This window comes from uncultured Caulobacter sp. (assembly GCF_947036865.1).
GTDB lineage: Bacteria > Pseudomonadota > Alphaproteobacteria > Caulobacterales > Caulobacteraceae > Caulobacter.
Genome location: NZ_CAMQSF010000002.1, coordinates 244,317 through 265,452 on the forward strand (window position 1 = coordinate 244,317; position 21,136 = coordinate 265,452).

Annotated in this window: 24 protein-coding genes; 11 read left to right on the forward strand and 13 right to left on the reverse strand. The window is 70.3% G+C overall.

Annotation, left to right across the window (positions count from 1 at the left end; translation table 11 throughout):
• Window positions 1-111 precede the first annotated feature (111 nt).
• A complete protein-coding gene (argE, locus tag Q0V34_RS03210; RefSeq protein ID WP_297507607.1) occupies window positions 112-1,287 on the forward strand; it encodes an acetylornithine deacetylase in 1,176 nt (391 codons plus the stop codon).
• Here argE and Q0V34_RS03215 read toward each other — a convergent pair.
• Complete coding sequence (locus tag Q0V34_RS03215) at window positions 1,250-2,287, reverse strand: glycosyltransferase family 2 protein (RefSeq protein ID WP_297507610.1); 1,038 nt, start codon at window positions 2,285-2,287, stop codon at window positions 1,250-1,252. The two genes, argE and Q0V34_RS03215, sit on opposite strands and share 38 nt — an antisense overlap.
• A gap of 37 nt (window positions 2,288-2,324) precedes the next feature.
• On the opposite strand from Q0V34_RS03215, the gene rfbC reads away from it, so the two are divergent.
• The 3 genes from rfbC to Q0V34_RS03230 all read left to right on the forward strand — a co-directional run bounded on the left by rfbC (window position 2,325) and on the right by Q0V34_RS03230 (window position 5,093).
• Window positions 2,325-2,882 carry a dTDP-4-dehydrorhamnose 3,5-epimerase gene (gene rfbC, locus Q0V34_RS03220; protein WP_297507613.1) on the forward strand — a complete coding sequence of 186 codons (558 nt, stop codon included), beginning with the start codon at window positions 2,325-2,327 and terminating at the stop codon, window positions 2,880-2,882.
• A gap of 37 nt (window positions 2,883-2,919) precedes the next feature.
• Window positions 2,920-3,819 carry an alpha/beta hydrolase gene (locus Q0V34_RS03225; protein WP_297507616.1) on the forward strand — a complete coding sequence of 300 codons (900 nt, stop codon included), beginning with the start codon at window positions 2,920-2,922 and terminating at the stop codon, window positions 3,817-3,819.
• 71 nt (window positions 3,820-3,890) lie between these two features.
• Entirely contained in the window at window positions 3,891-5,093 is a 1,203-nt protein-coding gene (locus Q0V34_RS03230; RefSeq protein WP_297507619.1) for a threonine ammonia-lyase, read from the forward strand.
• On the opposite strand, the gene Q0V34_RS03235 is transcribed toward Q0V34_RS03230, so the two are convergent.
• Window positions 5,094-5,588, reverse strand: a complete 495-nt coding sequence (locus tag Q0V34_RS03235) for an FKBP-type peptidyl-prolyl cis-trans isomerase (RefSeq protein WP_297507622.1) — start codon at window positions 5,586-5,588, stop codon at window positions 5,094-5,096.
• A gap of 162 nt (window positions 5,589-5,750) precedes the next feature.
• On the opposite strand from Q0V34_RS03235, the gene Q0V34_RS03240 reads away from it, so the two are divergent.
• The gene (locus Q0V34_RS03240; protein WP_297507626.1) at window positions 5,751-6,626 is read left to right on the forward strand and encodes a UTP--glucose-1-phosphate uridylyltransferase; all 876 of its coding nucleotides are present in this window, start codon (window positions 5,751-5,753) and stop codon (window positions 6,624-6,626) included.
• Window positions 6,627-6,708: 82 nt separating this feature from the next.
• Here Q0V34_RS03240 and queG read toward each other — a convergent pair whose 3' ends face one another.
• From queG to Q0V34_RS03265, 5 genes are all read right to left on the reverse strand, one after another.
• Window positions 6,709-7,857: a tRNA epoxyqueuosine(34) reductase QueG gene (queG, locus tag Q0V34_RS03245; protein ID WP_297507629.1), complete on the reverse strand. Its 1,149-nt coding sequence runs from the start codon at window positions 7,855-7,857 to the stop codon at window positions 6,709-6,711.
• Window positions 7,838-8,524, reverse strand: a complete 687-nt coding sequence (locus Q0V34_RS03250; protein ID WP_297507632.1) for a glutathione S-transferase family protein — start codon at window positions 8,522-8,524, stop codon at window positions 7,838-7,840. The genes queG and Q0V34_RS03250 overlap by 20 nt, the downstream gene beginning before the upstream one ends.
• A 113-nt stretch (window positions 8,525-8,637) precedes the next feature.
• Window positions 8,638-10,089 carry a D-glycero-beta-D-manno-heptose-7-phosphate kinase gene (rfaE1, locus tag Q0V34_RS03255; RefSeq protein WP_297507635.1) on the reverse strand — a complete coding sequence of 484 codons (1,452 nt, stop codon included), beginning with the start codon at window positions 10,087-10,089 and terminating at the stop codon, window positions 8,638-8,640.
• A 32-nt stretch (window positions 10,090-10,121) separates the two neighbouring features.
• On the reverse strand, window positions 10,122-11,054 hold the full coding sequence (locus Q0V34_RS03260; protein WP_297507638.1) for a cation diffusion facilitator family transporter: 933 nt from the start codon (window positions 11,052-11,054) through the stop codon (window positions 10,122-10,124).
• 59 nt (window positions 11,055-11,113) lie between these two features.
• The gene (locus tag Q0V34_RS03265; RefSeq protein WP_297507742.1) at window positions 11,114-12,199 is read right to left on the reverse strand and encodes a citrate synthase/methylcitrate synthase; all 1,086 of its coding nucleotides are present in this window, start codon (window positions 12,197-12,199) and stop codon (window positions 11,114-11,116) included.
• 75 nt (window positions 12,200-12,274) lie between these two features.
• Between Q0V34_RS03265 and Q0V34_RS03270 the strand changes: the two genes are divergently transcribed.
• A complete protein-coding gene (locus Q0V34_RS03270) occupies window positions 12,275-13,426 on the forward strand; it encodes a citrate/2-methylcitrate synthase (protein ID WP_297507641.1) in 1,152 nt (383 codons plus the stop codon).
• Between the two features lie 7 nt (window positions 13,427-13,433).
• Here Q0V34_RS03270 and Q0V34_RS03275 read toward each other — a convergent pair whose 3' ends face one another.
• Window positions 13,434-14,462, reverse strand: coding sequence for a ligase-associated DNA damage response exonuclease (locus Q0V34_RS03275; RefSeq protein ID WP_297507644.1), 1,029 nt, complete (start codon window positions 14,460-14,462; stop codon window positions 13,434-13,436).
• A 37-nt stretch (window positions 14,463-14,499) separates the two neighbouring features.
• On the opposite strand from Q0V34_RS03275, the gene Q0V34_RS03280 reads away from it, so the two are divergent.
• From Q0V34_RS03280 to Q0V34_RS03295, 4 genes are all read left to right on the forward strand, one after another.
• On the forward strand, window positions 14,500-15,000 hold the full coding sequence (locus Q0V34_RS03280; protein WP_297507649.1) for a PaaI family thioesterase: 501 nt from the start codon (window positions 14,500-14,502) through the stop codon (window positions 14,998-15,000).
• On the forward strand, window positions 14,997-15,422 hold the full coding sequence (locus Q0V34_RS03285) for a PaaI family thioesterase (RefSeq protein ID WP_297507651.1): 426 nt from the start codon (window positions 14,997-14,999) through the stop codon (window positions 15,420-15,422). The genes Q0V34_RS03280 and Q0V34_RS03285 overlap by 4 nt, the downstream gene beginning before the upstream one ends.
• Window positions 15,419-15,589, forward strand: coding sequence for a DUF2256 domain-containing protein (locus Q0V34_RS03290; protein WP_297507654.1), 171 nt, complete (start codon window positions 15,419-15,421; stop codon window positions 15,587-15,589). Before Q0V34_RS03285 ends, Q0V34_RS03290 begins: the two co-directional genes overlap by 4 nt.
• 134 nt (window positions 15,590-15,723) lie before the next feature.
• Complete coding sequence (locus Q0V34_RS03295; protein ID WP_297507657.1) at window positions 15,724-15,822, forward strand: hypothetical protein; 99 nt, start codon at window positions 15,724-15,726, stop codon at window positions 15,820-15,822.
• Between the two features lie 64 nt (window positions 15,823-15,886).
• Here Q0V34_RS03295 and Q0V34_RS03300 read toward each other — a convergent pair whose 3' ends face one another.
• On the reverse strand, window positions 15,887-16,807 hold the full coding sequence (locus tag Q0V34_RS03300; RefSeq protein WP_297507660.1) for a histone deacetylase: 921 nt from the start codon (window positions 16,805-16,807) through the stop codon (window positions 15,887-15,889).
• A gap of 82 nt (window positions 16,808-16,889) precedes the next feature.
• On the opposite strand from Q0V34_RS03300, the gene Q0V34_RS03305 reads away from it, so the two are divergent.
• Window positions 16,890-17,744, forward strand: coding sequence for an acyl-CoA thioesterase II (locus tag Q0V34_RS03305; RefSeq protein WP_297507745.1), 855 nt, complete (start codon window positions 16,890-16,892; stop codon window positions 17,742-17,744).
• Here the strand turns inward: Q0V34_RS03305 and Q0V34_RS03310 are convergent.
• From Q0V34_RS03310 to ffh, 4 genes are read right to left on the reverse strand one after another with little or no spacing between them, the layout of a single operon-like run.
• Window positions 17,680-18,312: an NUDIX hydrolase gene (locus Q0V34_RS03310; protein WP_297507662.1), complete on the reverse strand. Its 633-nt coding sequence runs from the start codon at window positions 18,310-18,312 to the stop codon at window positions 17,680-17,682. The genes Q0V34_RS03305 and Q0V34_RS03310 overlap by 65 nt on opposite strands.
• Before the next feature lie 21 nt (window positions 18,313-18,333).
• Complete coding sequence (rimM, locus tag Q0V34_RS03315; protein ID WP_297507664.1) at window positions 18,334-18,879, reverse strand: ribosome maturation factor RimM; 546 nt, start codon at window positions 18,877-18,879, stop codon at window positions 18,334-18,336.
• A 57-nt stretch (window positions 18,880-18,936) separates the two neighbouring features.
• Entirely contained in the window at window positions 18,937-19,434 is a 498-nt protein-coding gene (rpsP, locus tag Q0V34_RS03320) for a 30S ribosomal protein S16 (protein ID WP_297507667.1), read from the reverse strand.
• 25 nt (window positions 19,435-19,459) lie between these two features.
• Window positions 19,460-20,986: a signal recognition particle protein gene (gene ffh / locus Q0V34_RS03325; RefSeq protein WP_297507669.1), complete on the reverse strand. Its 1,527-nt coding sequence runs from the start codon at window positions 20,984-20,986 to the stop codon at window positions 19,460-19,462.
• Between the last annotated feature and the right edge of the window lie 150 nt (window positions 20,987-21,136).

A 21,136-nucleotide genomic window follows, 5' to 3' on the forward strand; every position in this document is an offset into this window, starting at 1 on the left:
ATCGCTCGTCGCGCGGCGAAAAGCGGCAAACGCCGGCACATTCATGCCCCGCCTCCCGCGTCGCCCGTCCGGGGGTGGCCGGGTCGCGCCGAAAGGGTCTAGGCTCGGCGAATGGTTTCCTCCGAAGTCCTTTCCGATCGCGCGATCGACCTCCTGGCCAAGCTGGTGGCGTTCGACACCACGTCGCGCCGCTCGAACCTGGCGCTGATCCAGTGGGTCGAGGCCTATCTTTCCGATCTGGGCGTGCCCTCGCGCCGCGTGCCGAACGCGGATGGGACCAAGTCGAACCTGCTGGCCACGATCGGGCCAACGGTCGAGGGCGGCGTCGTGCTGTCGGGCCATACCGACGTCGTGCCCGTGGACGGCCAGCCGTGGTCCAGCGATCCCTGGATCCTGACTGAACGAGACGGTCGGCTTTACGGCCGGGGGACTTGCGACATGAAGGGCTTTCTGGCCCTGGCCCTGGCCGCCGCGCCGGATCTGGCCGAGGCGACCCTGTCGCGGCCGGTGCATCTGGCCTTCTCCTATGACGAGGAGGTCGGCTGCCTGGGCGCGCCGGACATGATCGAGGTCATCGCGCGCGATCTGCCGCGACCGGCCCTGGTGGTGGTCGGCGAACCCACCGACATGGTCGCCGTGCGCGGCCACAAGGGCATCGCCAGCTTCGTCGTGACCGTGACCGGGCGCGAGGCCCATTCCAGCCTGACCCATCTGGGCGTCTCGGCCAATATGGCCGCCATCAGGCTTATGGCCATGCTGGTCGACCTGTCCGAGCGCCTGGAGCGGGAAGCCGATCCGGCCTCGCCGTTCACCCCGAAGGGCGCGAGCCTGACCATCGGCCAGGTCAATGGCGGCACGGCGGTCAATATCCTGGCCCGCGAGTGCGTGTTCGTCTTCGACCTGCGCACCCCGGCGGGTCTGGACCCCATGGCCTTGCTGGCCGAGTTCTTCGCGGCCGCCGAGGCGATGGACGCCGAGATCAAGGCCAAGGCGCCCGAGGGCGGGGTGCGGGTCGAGCGCCGCTCGCTGACCCCCGCCTTCGCGCCCGAGGAGAACGGCGCGGCCGAGGCCTTCGCGCGCCGGCTGGCCGGCGACAACGGCCCGCCCCGCGTCGTGCCCTACGCCGCCGAGGCGGGCCAGTTCCAGGGCGCGGGCTTCTCGACCGTGATCTGCGGCCCCGGCTCGATCGACCAGGCGCACCAGCCGGACGAATATGTCGAGATCAGCCAGATGCAGCGCGGGGCGGCGTTCATGCGGCGGCTGATCGAGGACCTTTCCATCGCCTGATCACGAGGCGGCGGCCCAGGAAGGCGATCGGGTCGAGCGCCATCACGCGCAGGATCGCGCCTGGCGAAGCCTCGCGGCGCGCCTGGATCGCGCGGCGATCGGCGAGCACCTGGGCGAGGTCCTCGCGTTTGAGAGCCGCCTTGATCCCTCGGATCGCCGGCGCGACGTCGCCGCGCCGCCAGTGCAGCAGCAGCAGCCCGGCCGTCACGGCCACGTGCAGCGGCAGGGTGACGGGAAACAGCCAGCCCGGCGTGTTCTTGACGAAGGTCCAGATCCGGTTGCGCGAGCCGTGGAAGATCGCGAAGTCCGACCGCACGCCGGTGCTGGCCGAGCCGACATGCGCCACCACCGCCTTGGGCAGCAACAAGGTCGGCTCCCCCCGCAGGCGCAGGCGGTAGCCGAGATCGACGTCCTCGCAGTAGCAGAAGAAGCGCTCGTCGAAGCCGCCGACCTCCAAGAAGAGCGCGCGGTCGATCAACAGGGCCGCGCCGCAGGCCGAAAACACCTCGCCCTCGGGGAGGGCCGCCGGCGCGCGCCGGCCATAACCGCCTCGGAACGGTATGCCCGCGCTGGTGACGTTGTCGCCCGCGCCGTCCAGCAGGCCGGGCCGGTCGGCCGACCGCTGCAGCGAGGCGAAGCTCTTGACCTCGGGGTGGCGCGCGACGCCGGCCATCAGCTCGGCCAGCCAGTCGGGCTCGGGATAGGCGTCGGGATTGAGCAGGACCAGCCAGCGGCCCCTGGCCCGCCGAGCCGCCAGGTTGTTGCCCGCCGCGAAGCCCAGGTTCGCCCCGGCCTCGACCAGCGTGACCCAAGGGTGAGCCTCCGCCACGGCGCGCGGCGCGCCGTCGGTCGAGGCGTTGTCGATCAGGAGCGTTTCGAAGTCGCGGAAGGTCTGCTCCCCCAGCCGATCCAGGCATGAACGCAAGGTCGGACCGCTCTGGTAGGAGACGATGACCACGGTGACCGCCGGGGGCTTGTTTTCGATCGCTTCAGGCGGCATCGGTGGCCGGTTCGTTTCTCAAGGCAGGTCGCGCGTCATGAAGATCACCCCTCTGGCGATCCCCGAAGTGCTGCTTATCACGCCGGCGCGCCATGGCGATGAGCGCGGGTGGTTTTCCGAGACCTTCCGGCGATCGGCGCTGGAAGACGCGGGTTTCAGCGCGGCCTTCGTGCAGGACAATCATGTCCGCTCGACGGCCCGGGGCATCCAGCGCGGCCTGCACTATCAGAAGCCGCCGCACGCGCAGGACAAGCTGCTGCGCTGCGTCGTGGGCGCGATCTTCGACGTGGCGGTCGATATTCGCGCGGGTTCGCCGACCTTTGGCCAATGGGTCGGCGCGGAGCTTTCAGCCGAAAATCGCCAGCAGCTTCTCGTGCCCAAGGGGTTCGCGCACGGCTATCTCACCCTGACCGACGCCTGCGAGGTGCTCTACAAGGTCACCGACTACTATGCGCCCGAGGCCGAGGGCGGCCTGCGCTGGAGCGATCCGGCGATCGGCATCGACTGGCCGATCCCAGCCTCCGAGATCACCGCCAACGCCCGCGACAACACGGCCCCGCTGCTGGCGGAGATCGAGTCGCCGTTCACGTACTGAACCCGCGACCGTTCGCCGGGGAAATCGGAGCACCGCAATGAGCTTCACCGACTTCTTCTGGACCGCGCGCGACGGCCTGCCGCTGCACGCGCGGGACTACGCCCCCGCCGTGGGGAACGGGAAGTCGCCGGTGATCTGCATCCACGGCCTGACCCGCAACGCCCGCGACTTCGAGGACCTGGCGCCGAGGATCGCCGCCACGGGCCGGCGGGTGCTGGCGGTCGACGTGCGCGGCCGGGGCCTGTCGGCGCGCGACCCGAACCCGATGAACTACCATCCGGGGACCTATGCCGCCGACATGGTCTCGCTGCTGGCGGCGGCCGGCGTCGAGCGAGCGGTCTTCGTCGGGACCAGCATGGGCGGGCTGATCACCATGGTGATGACCTCGCTGAAGCCCGAGGCGATCGCCGCCGCCGTGCTCAACGACGTGGGGCCCGAGCTCTCGCCCGTCGGCCTGGCGCGCATCGCCGGCTATACCGGCCTCGCCAGCCGCTTCGACACCTGGGACGCGGCCGTCGCCTATGCCCGCGCGATCAACGAAGCGGCCTTTCCCGGTTACGGCCCGGCGGACTGGGACGTCTTCGCCCGCCGCCTGTTCGACCAGCGGGACGGCGCCTTCATCCTCGCCTACGACCCCGACATCGCCGCCCCGATCAAGGCCGCGGCCGAGGCGGCGGCCAAGACCCAGGCCGAGGGCGGTCAGGCCCTGGCGCCGCCGGACATGTATCCGCTGTTCCGGGCCCTGGCCAAGGACCGCCCGCTGCTGCTGGTGCGCGGCGGGATCTCGGACCTGATCGACCCCGCGATCGCCGACCGCATGCGCGCCGCCGCCCCCGCCATGGCCTATGTCGAGGTCCCCGGCGTCGGCCATGCCCCCATGCTGACCGAGCCCGAGGCCTGGGGCGCGATCGAAAAGCTGCTGGAAGCCGCGCCGTAAAGGGTGTGCCCGGACGGTCACGGCGTGCTAGAGGCCCGGTCGAGTTCCGTCCCCCGGAGTGCGAAGCCCTCATGTCCCTCGATCTCGCCGCCATCCAGGCCGCCGCCGGCCGTCTCCAGGGTCAGATCGAGCGCACGCCGTGCCGCCACTCCAAGACCCTGTCGAAGATCACCGGCGCCGAGGTGTGGGTGAAGTTCGAGAACCTGCAGTTCACCGCCGCCTACAAAGAGCGCGGCGCGCTGAACAAGCTGATGCTGCTGTCGGAGGTGGAAAAAGCGCGCGGCGTCATCGCCGCCAGCGCCGGCAACCACGCCCAAGGCCTGGCCTATCACGGCGCGCGCCTGGGCGTGCCGGTCACCATCGTCATGCCCAAGACCACGCCGTTCGTGAAGGTGCAGCACACCCGCGACTTCGGCGCGACGGTCATCATCGAGGGCGAGACCTATGACGACGCCAACGCCCACGCGCGCAAGCTGCGCGACGAGCAGGGCCTGACCTTCGTCCACCCGTTCGACGACTACGACATCATGGCCGGCCAGGGCACCATCGCGCTCGAGATGCTGGAGGACGCGCCCGATCTGGAGGTTCTGCCGGTGCCGATCGGCGGCGGCGGCCTGATCAGCGGCGTGGCCACGGCGGCCAAGGCCCTGAAGCCCGACATCCGCGTGGTCGGTTGCGAGCCGGCCATGTATCCCTCGTTCACCGCCCGCATGCGCGGCGTCGCCGCCCATTGCGGCGGCCAGACCATCGCCGAGGGCGTGGCGGTCAAGCAGGTCGGCGACCTGACCTACGGCGTCGTGCGCCCGCTGATCGACGACGTGCTGCTGCTGGAAGAGCCGCACCTGGAACAGGCCGTCTCGCTGTACTGCAATGTCGAGAAGACCATCGCCGAGGGCGCGGGCGCCGCGTCGCTGGCCGCCTTGCTGGCCTATCCGGAGCGGTTCCGGGGCAAGAAGTGCGGCCTGATCCTGTGCGGCGGCAATATCGACACCCGCCTGCTGGCCTCGGTCCTGACGCGCGAGCTGGTCCGCGCCCAGCGGCTGGCGTCCCTGCGGATCATCGGCGACGACCGTCCGGGCCTGCTGTCGACGGTGGCCCACGTCATCGGCGCGATGGGCGCCAACATCATCGAGGTCAACCACAACCGCCTGGCGCTGGACGTGCCGGCCAAGGGCGCGGAGTTCGACATCACCATCGAGACCCGCGACGCCCAGCACACCCAGGAGGTCATGGACGCCCTGCGCGAGAGCGGTTACCCGCCGCGCGTCGTCTAGCTATTCCTTCGGCTTGCCCGGCCCGAGGCGGTTCACGTCCAGCAACTCGATCCGGAAGATCATCACGCTGTTGGGCGGGATCGGGCCCTTGTCCTGGTCGCCATAGCCCAGGGCCGGCGGGACATAGAGGATCCACTCGTCGCCGGCCTTCATCCGCTGCAGGGCGATGATCCAGGCCGGCACCAGGCCGTCCAGCGGAAACACCGCCGGCACGCCGCGCTCGTAGCTGGAATCGAACACCGTGCCGTCCAGCAGCTTGCCCTCGTAATGGACCTTGACCTCGTCGGCCTGGGTCGGGTGGATCCCGCCGGGCGGACCTTCGCGGACGACCTTGTACTGCAGGCCCTGCGGCAGGGTGATCACGCCCGGTTCCTTGGCGTTCTTGGCCATGAAGGCGTCGGCGATCGACAGGTTCTCCTTGGCCTTCTGGCTGGGCCCACAGGCGGCGAGGGTCAGGGCCGACAGGGAAAGGGCGATCAGGGCGCGGCGGTGCATGCGGGAACCTTAAAGAGCGTTGGCCGTCCAGCTAGCACGGCGCGCGCGGGAGTTCATCTCCCGACCGCCTCGCCGGGACCGCCAACGATTTTTCGCGGAACGGCGATGGTCTTTGCGGTCGACGCCCCCTAGAAAAGCCCCGCAACAGCAGACGAGCCGCTCATGAAACCCGTTCGCAAAGCCGTCCTTCCCGTCGCCGGCCTGGGCACCCGCGTGCTGCCCGGCACCAAGACGACGCCGAAGGAGCTGCTGAACGTCGTCGACCGGCCGATCCTGTCCTACATCGTCGAGGAAGGCCGCAAGGCCGGCATCGAGCACTTCGTCTTCGTGACGGGCCGCTCGAAGGGCGCGATCGAGGACTATTTCGATCATCAGATCGAGCTGGAGGCCCAGCTGGAGGCCAAGGGCAAGACCGACATCTTGGCCCAGCTGCGCGCCGAACTGCCCAAGCCCGGCGAGATGAGCTTCGTGCGCCAGATGGCCCCGCTGGGCCTTGGCCACGCCGTCTGGTGCGCCCGCGACATCATCGGCGACGAGCCGTTCGCGGTGATGCTGCCGGACGTCATCGTCGACGCGGAGCGCGCGTGCCTCGGCCAGTTGGTCGACGTCTACAACCAGGTCGGCGGCGGCAATGTGATCGGCGTCGAGGAAGTGCCCGAGAGCGAGACCCACAAGTACGGCGTCGTCGCTCCGGGCCAGGTCGACGGGCGTCTGGCCACCATGACCGGCATGGTCGAGAAGCCGCCGCAAGGCACGGCCCCGTCCAACTGGGCGATCGCCGGACGCTACATCCTGCAGCCCGAGATCTTCGCCCTGCTGGCCAGCCAGGAGAAGGGCGCCGGCAACGAGATCCAGCTGACCGACTCGATGGCCAAGCTGATGAGCCAGCAGCCGTTCCACGCCTACGTCTATGAAGGCGTCACCCACGACTGCGGCGACAAGATCGGCCTGCTGCGCGCCAATGTCGCCCTGGCCCTGAAGCGTCCGGACCTCGGCGTGGCGGCCCGCGCGGCGGTGGAAGCGGCGCTGAAGCTTTAGGAATAGATCCTCCCCCCGAGGGGGAGGCGGCCGAAGACCGGAGGGGGAAGTTCGGGCTATCCGGTCCTTCCCCCTCCGTCGCCTACGGCGATACCTCCCCCGCTGGGAGGAGGAATTGCCATTCGGCCATCACCTCGGGATCGTCCTCCGGCCCCTTCAGCGCCATCGCCGCGTCGCCCAGCAGCCGTCGCGCCGCCCAGACCGCCGCGCCGCGCACGACCGGCGCGGGATCGCTCAGCAGCGGCTCGACCGCCGCCATCAGGCTCGCCTCGCCGCTGTTGCCGATCGCGTAGAGCACGTTGCGCACGAAGCGGTCGCGGCCGATCCGCTTGATCGGGTTCTTGGAGAACAGCGCCCGGAACGCCGCGTCGTCGAGCGCCGCCAGCTCCGCCAGGGTCGGCTGCCTCAGTTCCGCCCGCGCCCGCAGCTTGGCCTCGCTGGAGAGCGACGCGAACTTGTTCCAGGGACACACCGCCAGGCAGTCGTCGCATCCGTAGATGCGGTTGCCCAGCGCCGGGCGAAACTCGGCCGGGATCGGGCCGGTCAGCTCGATGGTCAGGTACGAGATGCAGCGCCGCGCATCCAACTGGCGCGGGGCCGGGAAGGCGTTGGTCGGGCAGACGTCGAGGCAGGCGCGACACGAGCCGCAACGATCGACCTCCGCCGCGTCCGGCGGCAGGTCCAGCGTCGTCAGCACGCTGCCCAGGAACAGCCACGAGCCGAAGTCCCGTGAGACCAGGTTGGTGTGCTTGCCCTGCCAGCCCAGGCCCGCCCGCTGCGCCAGCGGCTTTTCCATCAGCGGCGCGGTGTCGACGAAGACCTTCACGTCCTGGCCGAACCGCCGATGCATCCAGCCGGCCAGCACCTTCAGGCGCTTCTTGATCACGTCGTGATAGTCATCGCCCTGGGCGTAGACCGAGATCGCCGCGCGATCGGGGCGCGCCAACTGCTCCAGCGGGTCGATGTCGGGGCCGTAATTGACGCCCAGCACCACCGCCGACCTCGCCTCGGTCCACATGGCGGTCGGGTGCGCGCGCCGATCCAGCGTCTCTTCCATCCAGCCCATGGCGCCGTGCCGCTCGGCGGCCACGAAGTCGCGCAGCCATTCGCCGTTGGGCCAGGCGGCCGAGGCGTCGGCGAAGCCGCAGGCCGAGAAGCCGAGCGCCAGGGCCTCGGCGCGGATCTCGGCCTTGATCGCTTCGGGAGTCAGCTCAGAAGTCGAGATCGTCATAATGCGCCGCCGGCGCGAGGCCGGGCCAGCGGTCGGCCAGGATCGGCCGGAAGCACGGCCTCGACTTCAGCTTCATGTACCAGGTCTTGGCCGCGGAGAAGTCCTTCCACGGCACGTCGCCGAAATAGTCGATGACCGACAGGTGGGCGGCGGCGGCGAAGTCGGCCAGGCTCATGCGCCGGCCGGCCAGCCAGTCGCGGGTCTGCAGCAGGCTCTCGACATAGCCCAGATGCATGCGCAGCGCCTCGCGGCCGTGACGCAGGGCGGCCAGATCCGGCGCGCCCATGCGCAGCAGCCGCTTTTCCATCTTCTCGTGCAGCAGGAAGCCGTTGACCTCGTTGTCGAACTTGCGGTCGAACCACTGCAGCAGGCGGCGCGCCTCGGCCCGCTCGCTGGGATCGCGGCCCAGAAGCGGCGGCTCTGGTTCGGTCTCCTCGATATGTTCCAGGATCGCGCGGGCCTCGCAGACGACGAGATTGCGCTGGTTGCGGGTCTCGACCAGCACGGGCGGCAGGCCCGACGGGTTCAGCGAGGTGAACTCGGCCGGGGTCTCCCAATAGCGCACCTGGATCTCGAGGAACGGCAGCCGCTTCTCGCCCAGGGCCAGACGCACCTGCCGCGAGGCGGGATCCAGGGGAAAATGGTGAAGGGTGCGTTCGACGCTCATGCCCAGTTGCGCTCAGGCTGCATCATAGGAGCGATGCGCCGTTTTGCTTAACAACACATTGCCGAAGCGCGTTTAGCCTTCGAATCCAGGCTTTTGCGCGGCGGACGCGCGGCTCAGCCGTTCATCCGCGCGATCAGGTTGGTGGTGCTCTGCCCTGGCTTCAGCTCCGCCAGGAGCACCCGGCCGCCATAGCCCAGCACCACGTCGGAGCCGACCACGGTCTCGATCGTGTAGTCGGCGCCCTTGACCAGCACGTCGGGGCGGAAGGCCTTGATCAGGTCGAGCGGCGTCTCCTCGTCGAACAGCACCACCAGATCCACCGACGACAGCGAGGCCAGCACCGTGGCGCGGCCCTGCTCCTTCTGGACGGGCCGGCTTGGGCCCTTCAAGCGCGAGACCGAGGCGTCGGTGTTGAGGCCGACGATCAGCCGGTCGCAGGCGGCCTTGGCCTGGCTGAGCAGCGAGACGTGGCCGGGGTGCAGCAGATCGAAGCAGCCGTTGGTGAAGCCGACCTTCAGCCCCCGCGCGCGCCAGCCCGCGACGATCCCCGCCGCCTGATCGCGGTCGGCGATCTTGATCTCGCCGGGCTCGCCCTGGGCCGACTCCGCGCGGGCGGTTAGTTCGGCGGCGGTGACCACGTCGGTGCCCAGCTTGGCGACCACCAGGCCGCCGGCCAGGTTGGCCAGACGCGCGGCGTCGGCGAGGCCGGCGCCGGCCGCCACCGACAAGGCCAGGGTCGCGGCCACCGTGTCGCCCGCGCCGGAGACGTCGAACACCTCGACCGCCGTCGCGGGCAGGTGGACCGGCGCCGCGCCGCGCACGGCCAGGGTCATGCCCGCCCCGCCACGGGTGATCAGGGCGGCTTCGAGCCGAGGGGCCTGGTCGAGGATCGCCGCCGCCGCGGCTTCCGAGGCCTCGTCGGAATGGTCGACGACCCCCGTGGCCTCGGCCGCTTCCTTGCGGTTGGGCTTGATCAGGGTGGCGCCGTCGTAGCGGGCGAGGTCGCGGCTCTTGGGGTCGACGATCACCGGCTTGCCGGCGGCGCGGGCGGCCGCGATGGCGCCGCGCGTGACCTCGACCGTCAGCACGCCCTTGGCGTAGTCGGACAGCACCACGACGTCGGCGGCGGGCAGGCGCGCCGCGAAGGCGGCCAGCAGGGCGTCGGCGTCGCCGGGGCGGCGATCCTCGCGATCGACGCGCAGCATCTGGTGGGCGCCGGAGATGTAGCGGACCTTCTCGGTGGTGCGGCGCGCGGCGTCGACCACGAGGTCGGCCTGAAGGTCGGGCTCGGCCTCGATCAGGCCACGCAGCACGGCGGCGGCGTCGTCCTGGCCGACGAGACCGATCAGCACGGCGCGCGCGCCGAGGGCGGCCACGTTGCGGGCGACATTGCCGGCCCCGCCCAGCATCGCCGTCTCCTTCTCGACCGCGATCACCGGCACCGGCGCCTCGGGCGAGATCCGATCGACCGCGCCATAGATGAAGCGGTCCAGCATCACGTCGCCCAGCACCAGAACGGTCTTGCCGGCGAAGGCGCGAGGCAGGTGTGCGAGGGCGTCGTCCATGGGCGGTCTTTGACCCCGGACGCGGCGAAAACTCAAGCCTCGGCGCTCTCGGCGAACAGGCCGCCGTGCTTTTCAGCCAGGCCGCGCGGGTCGGGATGGATCAGGATGTCGGCGGCCGGAAACGCCTCCAGCAGCCGGTTCTCGGCTTGCACCATGATCGTGTGCGCCTCGGCCAGCGAGATGTCGGCGGCCAGGTCCGCGTGCATCTGCATGTGGACGTAAGGGCCCGAGGCGCGGGTCCGCAGCTGGTGAACGCCGAGAACGCGGGGATCGGCGGTGGCCAGTTCGACGATCCGGGTGCGGTCGGCCTCGGGCAGTTCGCGGTCCAGCAGCTGGTTGGCGGCGTCGCTGAACACGCTGATGGCTCCCCAGATCAGCCACAGCGCCACCACCAGGCCCGCCGCCGCGTCCACGAAGGACCAGCCCAGCCACGTCGCCGCCGCGACCCCGGCCAGGGCCACGATGTTGGAGGCGAGGTCGGCGGCGTAGTGGGCGCGGTCGCTGGCGATGGCGATCGAACCGCTGGCCTTCAGCACGCGGCTCTGGGCCGTGATCAGAAAGAGCGTCAGGACGATCGAGATGATCATCACCACCACCCCGGCCAGGCCGTGCTCGATCGGATGCGGATTCAGCAGCGCGACGATCGCCTCCCGCCCGATCAGCGCCCCCGAGGCGAAGACCAGACCGCCCTGCATCAGGCTCGAAAAGGCTTCCGCCTTGCCGTGGCCGAAGCGGTGCTCGGCGTCGGGCGGCGAGGCGGCGTAGCGCACCGCGAACAGCGTGATCAGCGACGCCACCAGGTCCAGCGCCGAGTCAGACAACGAGGCCAGGATCGCGATGCTGTCGCTGGCGCGCCAGGCGATCGCCTTGACGACGATCAGGATCGTCGCGGTGGCCACGGACAGCATGGCCACCCGTTGGGTGGCGGCGCGGACTTGAGGCGAAGCGGAAGCGGCGCTGGACATGGCCGCCTTGTAGCAAGGCGACCCGCCCGACCCCAGCGCGAACGACTCGCGGCTCGTCCCTATGCCGCCGCCCGCGCCTCCGGCCCCACATAGACCGATTGCGGCCGGATCAGCCGCCCGCCGGCCAGTTGCTCGCGGGCATGGGCCAGCCAGCCGGCGACGCGGCCCATGGCGAAGACGCAGGTGAAGCTGGACGGCGGCAGGCCCAGGGCCTCCAGCAACAGGGCGGTGTAGAACTCGACATTGGTGTCCAGCGGCCGGTCGGGCTTGTGCTCGCGCAGGATTTGCAGCGCGGCGGTCTCGACCGCCTCGGCGAAGGCGAGGCGTCCAGGCAGGGCGCTGGACGCCGAGGCCAGCTTGCGCACGGCCGTCTTCAGGGCGTCGGCGCGCGGATCGCGGACGCGATAGATGCGGTGGCCAAAGCCCATCAGCCGATCGCCGCGCGCCAGGGCGCGTTCCAGCCAGGGCCGCGCGTTGGCCGGCGTTCCGATGGCGTCGAGCATCTCGATCACCGGTCCCGGCGCGCCGCCGTGCAGCGGCCCCTTCAGCGCCGACAGTCCGGCCAGCACCGCCGAGGTCAGGCCCGCGCGGGTCGAGGCCACCACCCGCGCCGCGAAGGTCGAGGCGTTGAGGCCGTGATCGCAGACGGTCACCAGATAGGCGTCGAGCGCGGCCGCCTCGGCGTCGGTGGCCGGCGTTCCGCGCGTCATCCGCAGGACGTCGGCGGCGTGCGACAACGCCGGGTCCGGCGCGACCGGGCTTTCGCCTTTCGCGACCCGAAGCACCGCCGGCGTGAACACGGCCGGGGCGGCGACCAGCAACAGAGCGGTCGGCAGATCGTCGCCGTCCGGCAGGCGGGCCAGCAGGGCGCGCATCGCCTCCACCGCATCGCGGCGTGCGAGACCCTCGTCCAGGGCCGCGACCTCGCCGAACGCCCGGACGCGCGCCGCGCCCAAGGCCGGAGCCAGATCGGACGGCGCGTCCTCGAAGAAGCCGTCGAAAAGCAGGTGGGCGGCGTCCTCGTAGCGCGCGCGGCCGGCGAGATCCTCGACGGCGTAGCCCCGGATCACCAGGCGCCCTTTCGCGCCATCGACATCGGACAGAACGGTGCGGGCGGCGATGACGCCCTCAAGACCATCGGAAATGAGCGGTCTCCTTTCGCGGCGCAGAAAGCGCCGCGCGACCTTGACCGTCAATCTTGATCAATATAATCAATCTATATGGGCGATTGGATGGAAGCCGATCAGGTGTTGGAGCGGTTGGGGATCCGGCCGCAGACGCTCTATGCCTATGTCAGCCGGGGGCGCATCGAGGCCGCCGCTCATCCCAGCGATCCGCGCCGCAGCCTCTATCGCGCCTCGGACGTCGCGGCCCTGGCCCAGAAGAAGGCGCGCGGTCGGCGCGCCGCCGATGTCGCGGCCGAGGCCATCGCCTGGGGCGAACCCGTCTTGCCCTCGGCGATCACCACGGTCGCGGGCGGGCGGCTCTGGTATCGCGGCCAGGACGCCGCCCTGCTGGCGGACCAGGGCCTGTCGCTGGAAAACGTCGCGCGCCTGCTGCGCGGCGGCCATGGCGCGGCGCTGAAGGCCTCTCGGCGCGCCGAGCCGCCCGGCGGCGACAGCGCTCGAGCCCGCCTGTTCATGACCCTGGCCGCCCGGGCCGGGCGCGAGCCCCCCGCCCGCGGGCGCGCGCCCCTGGCTCTCGCCATGGAGGCCGCGGACCTGCTGGACGCGATCGTCGACGCCGCGACGGGCCTTGCCGGCGCCGGTCCCGCCCACGGCCGCTTCGCCGCCGCCTGGGCTCTGGACAAGGACGGCGCCGAGCTCGTCCGGCGAACCCTGGTGCTGCTGGCCGATCACGAGCTGAACGCCTCGACCTTCGCCGCGCGGGTGGCGGCCTCGACCGGCGCCTCGCTGTCGGCGGCCTGCCTGGCCGGACTCTCGGCCCTGTCGGGACCGTTGCACGGCGGCATGGCCGCGCGCGTCGAGGCCTTCGTCGAGGAGGCCGAGCGCCGCGACCCCGGGGCGGCGGTCACGGCGCGGCTGGCGCGGGGCGCGACCATGCCGGGCTTCGGCCATCCGCTCTATCCGGACGGGGATCCGCGCGCCGCGGCGCTGCTGGCGGCCTTCGCGCCCTCGCCGCTGCTTTGCGAGCTCAGGGCCGTCACCGAGACGGCCACGGGCCTGCGGCCCAATATCGACTTCGCGCTGGTCGCCCTGGCCCAGACCCTGAAGCTGCCGGCCGACGCGCCGTTCATCCTGTTCGCGACGGCCCGAAGCGCCGGCTGGACCGCCCACGCGATCGAACAACTGCAGACCGGCCGGCTGATCCGGCCTCGGGCCCGCTATGTGGGCGAGACGCCGCCGAGCTGACGGCGCGCTACTCGCCTTCCTCCTCGTCATAGCCGACCAGCCGCAGGGCGCGGGCCGGCAGGCCTTCCAGCTGGCACCAGCGCTCCAGCGCCTCTTCCCGGCCGTGGGTGATCCACACCTCGCCGGGCCGTAGCTCCGAGAGGGTGGCGGTCAGCTCGTCCCAGTCAGCGTGGTCCGACAGGATCAGCGGCAGCTCGACGCCGCGCTGGCGCGCCCGGGCCCGCACCCGCATCCAGCCGGAGGCGAAACAGTCGACCGGATCGGGGAAGCGCCGCGACCAGCGATCGGCGACGGCGCTGGGCGGGGCGATGACGATCTGGCCGGCGAAGGCGTCCTTGGGTCCCGAGGCGGTGGCCGGCGCCAGCGGCCCGAGCGCGACCCCGTGCGCTTCATAGAGCGCGTTCAGCCGTTCCAGCGCGCCGTGCACGAAGATCGGCCGCTCCCAGCCCGCCTCGCGCAGCAGCCGGATGACCCGCTGCGCCTTGCCCAGAGCGTACGCCCCAACAAGGTGGCAGCGCTCGGGGAACTGTTCCACCGAGGCCAGCAGGCTTCGGATTTCGCCGGCGTCGTCCGGATGGCGGAACACCGGCAGGCCGAAGGTGGCCTCGGTGATGAAGACGTCGCAGGGGACGGGCTCGAATCGCGCGCAGGTCGGGTCGCGCCGGCGCTTGTAGTCGCCGGACACCACCATGGTCAGGCCCTTCCACCGCACCACCGCCTGGGCCGAGCCCAGGACGTGGCCGGCGGGGACCAGGGTCACCTCGACGCCGTCGCGGGCGAAGGTCTCCCCATAGGCCACGGCCTCGCGACGGCCGGCGAAATCCTCGCCATAGCGGGCGGCCATGATGGCCAGGGTCTCGGGCGTGGCGATCGCGACGCCGTGGCCGGCGCGCGCGTGATCGGCATGGCCATGCGTGATCACCGCCCGATCGGCGGGGGCCACCGGGTCGATATAGAAGTCCCCCGGCGGGCAGTAGAGCCCGCCCGGACGGGGACAGAGAAGATCTTCGGGTCTGATCACGGCTGGATAAGACAACGCCAGAAGCGCTAAGCCTATCCCCGTAGGAGCCGGAATGAGCGACAACGAACAGACGAAATTCATCGCCGCGGCGATGAACGAGGGCAGCCCCCAGGCCAAGGCGCTAGGCTTCGCCACCCTGGAGATCGGCGACGCGGTCGCCGTTCTGAAGGTTCCCTATCGGCCAGAGATCGTGGGCGATCCCGAGACCGGCGTCATCGCCGGCGGCGTGGTCACCACCCTGCTGGACCACGCCAGCGGCCAGGCGGTGCACGCCGCGCTCGCGGCCTGGACCTCGATCGCCACGCTCGACCTGCGGATCGACTATATGCGCGCCGCCGAGCCGGGCCTCGACATCCTGGCCCGCGCCCATTGCTACAAGGTGACCCGCTCGGTGGCCTTCGTCCGCGCCGTCGCCTATGACCGCGACCCCGAGGACCCCGTGGCCACGGCCCAGGCGACGTTCATGCTCGACTCCAGCGCCGGCAAGAAGGCCGGGGCGAATCTGAAACCCTCGCGCGCGCCGCGCGCCAAGACTGGGAGCGTGGACGGATGAGCGACGTCGATACGCGCCTGGTCTCGATGCTGGAGGCGATTCCCTACGCCCGGTTCCTCGGCGTGCGGGCCGAGTTGGCCGGCGACGAGATGACCGCCATCCTGCCGTTCGCCCAGCACATCGTCGGCAACCCGATGCTGCCGGCCATCCACGGCGGCGTGCTCGGAGCGTTCATGGAGATGACGGCCCTGGCCCAGCTCTCCGTCGCCGCGCCCATGACGCGCCAGCCCCGGACGATCGACGTCTCGATCGAGTACCTCCGCTCGGGGCGGCCGCTGACCACCTATGCCCGCGCCAGCATCAAGAAGCTGGGCCGCCGCATCGCTAACGTCCATGTCGAGGCCTGGCAGGAGACGCGCTCGGCGCCGATCGCCACCTTGCGGGGCCTCTTCCTGGTGGCGCCCAGCGAGGATGGCGCGTGAAGCCTTCGCGCAAGGGCGGCAAGGCCGTCGCCAAAGGCGACTTGCCCTCGAAGCCCTGCGCCGCCTGCGGGCGCCCCTTCGCCTGGCGAAAGAAGTGGGCGAAGGACTGGGATGCGGTGAAATATTGTTCCGACGCTTGCCGGAGTGGTAAAATTACACCACGTTAATGCCATCCGTGGCTACGTTGTCCTTTAAATCGCCGTAATGAAGCAAAGGTAACGTGCGTTAAGCAACGCTCGCGCCTACATCCCTGCTCGCCGGACGCCAATGGGGCGCCGGCTAGAGAAAAGGGATCAAGACCATGACCACCAAGACCAACGCCGTCGCCGGCTTCGCCTCGCTCGTTCTGGCGGTTCTGCCGCTCGTCGTCATCGCCGGTTCGCTCGCCACGAGCCTGTGAGTGATCGCCGCGTAACCTCCGTCGGGCCGCCCTTCCGGGCCGCCTCGACGGAGATGGCGAGACTTTAGTTATCTGAAGAACAAAGAGATTTCGCCGTCCGATGCAGGATGGCGTGGCGGCCCGCCAGACGATCGATATCCGCGTCGTAGCCGCCGCCGATCACCCCGACCACGGGGATCTCGGAAGAGAGACAAGCGCCCAGGACGAGGGCCTCGCGTCGCCGCAGGCCCTCATCGCTGAGCGACAGCCGCCCCAGCTTGTCGTCCGCGTGTGGATCGACTCCCGCGTTGAGGAAGACGAGGTCGGGCCGAACGGCGGCCAGCAGATCGGGCAGCACCGTTCCCAGCTTTTCCAGATAGGGTTCGTCACCCGTCCCGTCGGCCAGCTCGATGTCTAGGTCGCTGGTCGCCTTGCGGTGGGGGAAGTTCTTCTCGGCGTGCATCGAGAAGGTGAAGACGCTGGGATCGTCCTCGAAAATCCGCGCCGTGCCGTCGCCCTGGTGGACGTCGAGATCGACGACCAGCACCTGACCGACCAGGCCCTCGGCCTGCAGCCGCCGCGCGGCCACGGCCACGTCGTTGAACACGCAGAAGCCCGCGCCGCTGTCGGCGGCGGCGTGATGGCTGCCGCCCGCCGTGTTGCAGGCGATCCCGTGATCCAAGGCCAGGCGCGCGGCCAGGATCGTGCCGCCCGTCGCCGCTCGGGCGCGGGTCGCCACGCTGTCGGTATTCGGCATGCCGATCCGCCGCACGACCTCGGCGGGCAAGGACAGCTCGATCACGCCGCGCACATACGCTTCGGTATGGACCAGCCTCAGGGTCTCGACGTCGACCGGCTCGGGACGGACGAAGCCTCCGGGCCCCGGAACGCCCTCGGCCTCCAGCACCGAGGCCAGGCGCGAGAACTTGTCCATCGGGAAGCGATGGCCGGCCGGCATCTCGGCGCGAAAGGCGGGGTGATGGATGACGGGCGGAGCGGCGCGCATGGCGATCACGATGGGGAGCGCGACCCCGCGACGCAAGGAGACGTCTTGCGGCGCCGCCGAAGGCGGCCTATCGCACTGCGCCATGCAGACGACCGAGAACCTCGCCGACATCCTGGACCTCGAACCGATCGAGGTGAACCTGTTCCGGGGCGTCAGCCCCAATGACGGCTTCCCGCGCATCTTCGGCGGCCTGGTCATCGCCCAGGCGCTGCTGGCGGCCTACAAGACCGTACCCGAGCGCGTGTGCCACTCGCTGCACGCCTATTTCATCCGCCCGGGCGACGTGACCGCGCCGGTGCTGTACGAGGTGGAGCGCGCGCGCGACGGCGGCACCTTCACCACCCGCCGGGTCGCGGCCATCCAGCATGGCGAGCAGATCTTCAACCTAGCCGCCTCGTTCCAGACGCCGGAGGAGGGCTTCGAGCACCAGTCGGCGATGCCGGACGCCCCCGCCCCGGACAGCCTGCCGACCGAGACCGAGTTCCTGAAGAGCCTGGGCGACCAGATCCATCCGAAGATGATCGCCCTGTCCGAGCGTCCGCGTCCGGTCGATGTGCGCTGGGTCGACATGCAGAACCCCGTCGCGCCGGTTAAGAAGTCCGGCACCAAGGAAGTCTGGCTGCGCGCCAAGGCTCCGCTGGGCGACGACATCAAGATGCAGCAGGCCGCCCTGGCCTACGCCTCGGACATGGCCTTCATGGAAAGCGCCCTGCGCCCGCACGGCCTGATCTGGACGACGCCGGGGCTGCAGGCCGCCAGCCTCGACCACGCCATGTGGTTCCACCAGCCGTTCGACTTCAACCAGTGGACCCTGTTCGCCCAGGACAGCCCGGCCGCCTCGCACGGCCGAGGCCTGGTGCGCGGCCAGATGTTCAGCCAGGACGGCAAGCTGCTGGCCTCGGTAGCCCAGGAATGCCTGATGCGGGTGCGGAAGTAGGCGTCGAGACCGCCTCGATTCTCGCCAGGCCGGCGGCCACCAGCCCTCGCAACAAGGCCGCGGCCTGCATGCCGTTGGTCAGTTCGCCGCTCAGGGCCAGGGCGATGGCCTCCGCGACCGGGACCCACAGGCTCTCGATGCGCTCGCCAGGATCGTCGAGAGGCTCGGCGACGCGCGCGACATCCCGCGCCAGGACGATGTGGGTGCGGTTGGCGGTGTTGGCGGCGTTGGCGCGGCTCTGGCCGATCAGGGTCAAGGTCCCCGCGCAGCCGGCCTCCTCCAGGAGTTCGCGCCGGGCCGCCTCGACGGGATCGGTCTCGCCCGGGTCCATGTTGCCCGCCGGCAGTTCCAGCGAGATGTCGCCGAGGCCATGGCGGTACTGCTTGACCAGCAGCACGTTATTGGCGGCGTCCAGGGCCACGATCTCGACCCAGTCGCGATATTCCAGCACGTAGTACGGCGCGACGACGGCGCCCTCGTCGGTCACGCAGTCGTCGGCGCGCAGGCTGATCCAGCGATCCCGGTGAACGACGCGCGAGGCGGTGACCCGCCATTTTCCGTCCGACACGCGACGCTCCTTGTGTTGGGATCAGTCCTCGGCGGGACCTTCCGGCTCACCCACCAGCGCCGGCGGATCGGCCAGGATCAGGCCCTCGCCGATCTTGACCTCGGGCACGGCCGCCCGGGTGAACGGCAGATACCAGGTCGGTCCGCCCAGGTCCGGGGTGATTTCGAGAATGTCGCCCGCCCCGAAGTTCTGGACGCTCTTGACGCGGCCCAGCAGGACGTCGGTCGCGACGTGGCGGACGGAGAGACCCACCAGGTCGGTCAGGTAGAACTCGTCCTCGTCGGGCTCGGGCAGGGCCGAACGGGGGACATACAGACGAAGCCCGCGCAGGGCGTCCGCGGCTTCCTTGGTTTCGATCCCCGGACAGCGGCAGACGACGCCGTCCTTGGTCTTGCGGGCCGAGGCGATGGTCAGGGCCGGCGAGCCGTCCTGGCGCTTCAGCGCCTTGAAGGCCGCGATGCTCAGCGGGTCTTCGGTATAGGTCGAGATCCGCACCTCGCCGCGCACGCCGAAGCCGCCGGCCACGCGGCCGACCAGGATCAGCGGGTCGTCTGGGGATGCGGCCATGGCCCGGACAGAGTCGCGCCGCCGTCTCGGAACGAAACGACGGCGCTGGAACCCTGATTAGCCTTCGGCGGCTTCTTCGGCCGGGGCTTCGGCGGCCGGAGCCTCTTCAGCCGGAGCCTCTTCCACGGCCGGAGCGGCGGCGGCGGCCGCGGCGGCTTCGGCGGCGGCGGCCTTCTCAGCTTCGGCGGCGGCCTTGGCCTCTTCCTCGGCCTGACGACGCTCTTCCTCGCGCTGGGCGCGCTCGGCCAGACGCTCCTGGGCCTTCTTGCCCGGCTCGCCCTTCTTCGGGTTGTTGCCGTGGGTCCAGGCGGTCAGGCCCTGGGCGGCCAGGAAGCGGGCGACGCGGTCGGTCGGCTGGGCGCCCTTCTTGAGCCACTCCTGGATCGACTCGACCTTCAGGGTGACGCGGTTGGCGTCGTCCTTCTTGAGCAGCGGGTTGTAGGTGCCGACCTTCTCGATGAAACGGCCATCGCGCGGCGAGTGGCTGTCGGCGACGACGATCGAGTAGTACGGACGCTTCTTGGCGCCGCCACGGGCCAGACGGATCTTCAGCATTTGAGGTAGTCCTTGGTCTAAGGTTCTATTTCTTGAACGGGTTGAAGCCGGGCAGGCCCAGGCCGGAGAGAGGATTGGGCTTGGCGTCGCCGCCAGTCCCGAGACCCGGCAGGCCGGGCAGCCCCGGGAGGCCTTGGCCCCCCGCTGCGTTGGGATCGGGCGTCGGGATCTTGCCGCCGCCCATGTTTTTCAGGCGCGCCATGTCGCCGCCGCCCATCATCTGGGCCATGCGCGCCAGGCCCTTGCCGCCGTCCTTGGACATGGCCTTGAACATGTCGGCCATCTGGCGGTGCTGCTTGAGCAGGCGGTTGACCTCGGCCACGTCGACCCCGGCGCCGGCCGCGATGCGGCGCTTGCGCGAGGCCGCTAGGATGTCGGGCTTCTTGCGCTCTTCCTTGGTCATCGAGCTGATGATCGCCTGCTGGCGGCGGAAGATCTTGTCGTCGATGCCGCTCTCGGCGATCTGCTTCTTGACCTTCTGGACGCCGGGCAGCAGGCCCATGATGCCTTCCATGCCGCCCATCTTCTGCATCTGGTTCAGCTGGGCCGCGAGGTCGTCGAGGTCGAACTTGCCCTTGGCCAGCTTCTTGGCCATGCGCTCGGCCTCGGCCGCGTCGAGGTCGGCGGCGGCCTTCTCGACCAGGGCCACGACGTCGCCCTGGCCCAGGATGCGGCCGGCGACGCGGCGGGCGTCGAACACGTCCAGCTGGTCGATCTTCTCGCCGGCGCCGAGGAACTTGATCGGCAGGCCGGTGACGTGGCGCATCGACAGCGCCGCCCCGCCGCGACCGTCGCCGTCGGCGCGGGTCAGGATCAGGCCGGTCAGCGGCAGGCGCTCGTGGAACGCCTTGGCCGTGCGCACGGCGTCCTGACCGGTCAGGCTGTCGGCGACCAGAATGGTCTCGGACGGGCTGGCGATGCGAGCGATCTCGGCCGCCTCGCTCATCATCGACTCGTCCAGCGTGGTGCGGCCGGCGGTGTCGAGGATCAGGACATCGTAGCCGCCCAGCTTGGCGGCCGACAGGGCGCGCTTGGCGATATCCGGCGCGCTCTGGCCGGCGACGATCGGCAGGCTCTCGACGCCGACCTGCTTGGCCAGGGTCGCCAGCTGCTCCATGGCCGCCGGGCGGCGGGTGTCGAGCGAGGCGACCAGCACCTTCTTGCGGTCGGTCTTGGACAGGCGCAGGGCCAGCTTGCCGGTGGTGGTGGTCTTGCCCGAGCCTTGAAGACCGGCCATCAGGATCACCGACGGCGGGTTCAAAGCGAGGTTCAAGCCGGTCGGAACGTCGCCGCCCAGCATGTCGACCAGACCGTCATAGACGATCTTGACCACTTGGTCGGCCGGCTTGACCGAGCGGATCACCGCCTCGCCCGACGCCAGCTCCTTGGCCTTGCTGATGAAGTCCTTGACGACCGGCAGCGCGACGTCGGCCTCGAGCAGGGCGACGCGGACCTCGCGCAGCGCCTCGTCGATGTCCTTTTCGGACAGCACGCCGCGACCGCCAAGGCGTTCGAAGACGCCGGAAAGTCGCTCTGTAAGGCCGTCGAACATGTCGAACCCTGTTGAAATACAAGACCAAACGCCATCAGCCCCCGTGGACGATCACGTCGACGGGGGTCCTCGCCGTCCTCGTCCGGATGGATCCTGCGCTAACAGGCCGGGGTCGTGACGGTGGAGGCGCTGCTGATAAAGCGCCGGAAG

Excerpts from the sequence above, each read along its gene's own strand:
- rfbC (WP_297507613.1), top strand. The coding sequence starts at position 2,325 with ATGAAGATCACCCCTCTGGCGATCCCCGAAGTGCTGCTTATCACGCCG.
- Q0V34_RS03250 (WP_297507632.1), bottom strand. The coding sequence starts at position 8,524 with ATGAGCGTCGAACGCACCCTTCACCATTTTCCCCTGGATCCCGCCTCG.
- ffh (WP_297507669.1), bottom strand. The coding sequence starts at position 20,986 with ATGTTCGACGGCCTTACAGAGCGACTTTCCGGCGTCTTCGAACGCCTT.
- Q0V34_RS03225 (WP_297507616.1), top strand. The coding sequence starts at position 2,920 with ATGAGCTTCACCGACTTCTTCTGGACCGCGCGCGACGGCCTGCCGCTG.
- rpsP (WP_297507667.1), bottom strand. The coding sequence starts at position 19,434 with ATGCTGAAGATCCGTCTGGCCCGTGGCGGCGCCAAGAAGCGTCCGTAC.
- Q0V34_RS03260 (WP_297507638.1), bottom strand. The coding sequence starts at position 11,054 with ATGTCCAGCGCCGCTTCCGCTTCGCCTCAAGTCCGCGCCGCCACCCAA.
- Q0V34_RS03300 (WP_297507660.1), bottom strand. The coding sequence starts at position 16,807 with ATGCGCGCCGCTCCGCCCGTCATCCATCACCCCGCCTTTCGCGCCGAG.
- Q0V34_RS03215 (WP_297507610.1), bottom strand. The coding sequence starts at position 2,287 with ATGCCGCCTGAAGCGATCGAAAACAAGCCCCCGGCGGTCACCGTGGTC.
- rfaE1 (WP_297507635.1), bottom strand. The coding sequence starts at position 10,089 with ATGGACGACGCCCTCGCACACCTGCCTCGCGCCTTCGCCGGCAAGACC.
- Q0V34_RS03270 (WP_297507641.1), top strand. The coding sequence starts at position 12,275 with ATGGGCGATTGGATGGAAGCCGATCAGGTGTTGGAGCGGTTGGGGATC.
- Q0V34_RS03230 (WP_297507619.1), top strand. The coding sequence starts at position 3,891 with ATGTCCCTCGATCTCGCCGCCATCCAGGCCGCCGCCGGCCGTCTCCAG.
- Q0V34_RS03295 (WP_297507657.1), top strand. The coding sequence starts at position 15,724 with ATGACCACCAAGACCAACGCCGTCGCCGGCTTCGCCTCGCTCGTTCTG.
- Q0V34_RS03305 (WP_297507745.1), top strand. The coding sequence starts at position 16,890 with ATGCAGACGACCGAGAACCTCGCCGACATCCTGGACCTCGAACCGATC.
- queG (WP_297507629.1), bottom strand. The coding sequence starts at position 7,857 with ATGACGATCTCGACTTCTGAGCTGACTCCCGAAGCGATCAAGGCCGAG.
- Q0V34_RS03280 (WP_297507649.1), top strand. The coding sequence starts at position 14,500 with ATGAGCGACAACGAACAGACGAAATTCATCGCCGCGGCGATGAACGAG.
- Q0V34_RS03240 (WP_297507626.1), top strand. The coding sequence starts at position 5,751 with ATGAAACCCGTTCGCAAAGCCGTCCTTCCCGTCGCCGGCCTGGGCACC.
- Q0V34_RS03285 (WP_297507651.1), top strand. The coding sequence starts at position 14,997 with ATGAGCGACGTCGATACGCGCCTGGTCTCGATGCTGGAGGCGATTCCC.
- Q0V34_RS03235 (WP_297507622.1), bottom strand. The coding sequence starts at position 5,588 with ATGCACCGCCGCGCCCTGATCGCCCTTTCCCTGTCGGCCCTGACCCTC.
- argE (WP_297507607.1), top strand. The coding sequence starts at position 112 with ATGGTTTCCTCCGAAGTCCTTTCCGATCGCGCGATCGACCTCCTGGCC.
- rimM (WP_297507664.1), bottom strand. The coding sequence starts at position 18,879 with ATGGCCGCATCCCCAGACGACCCGCTGATCCTGGTCGGCCGCGTGGCC.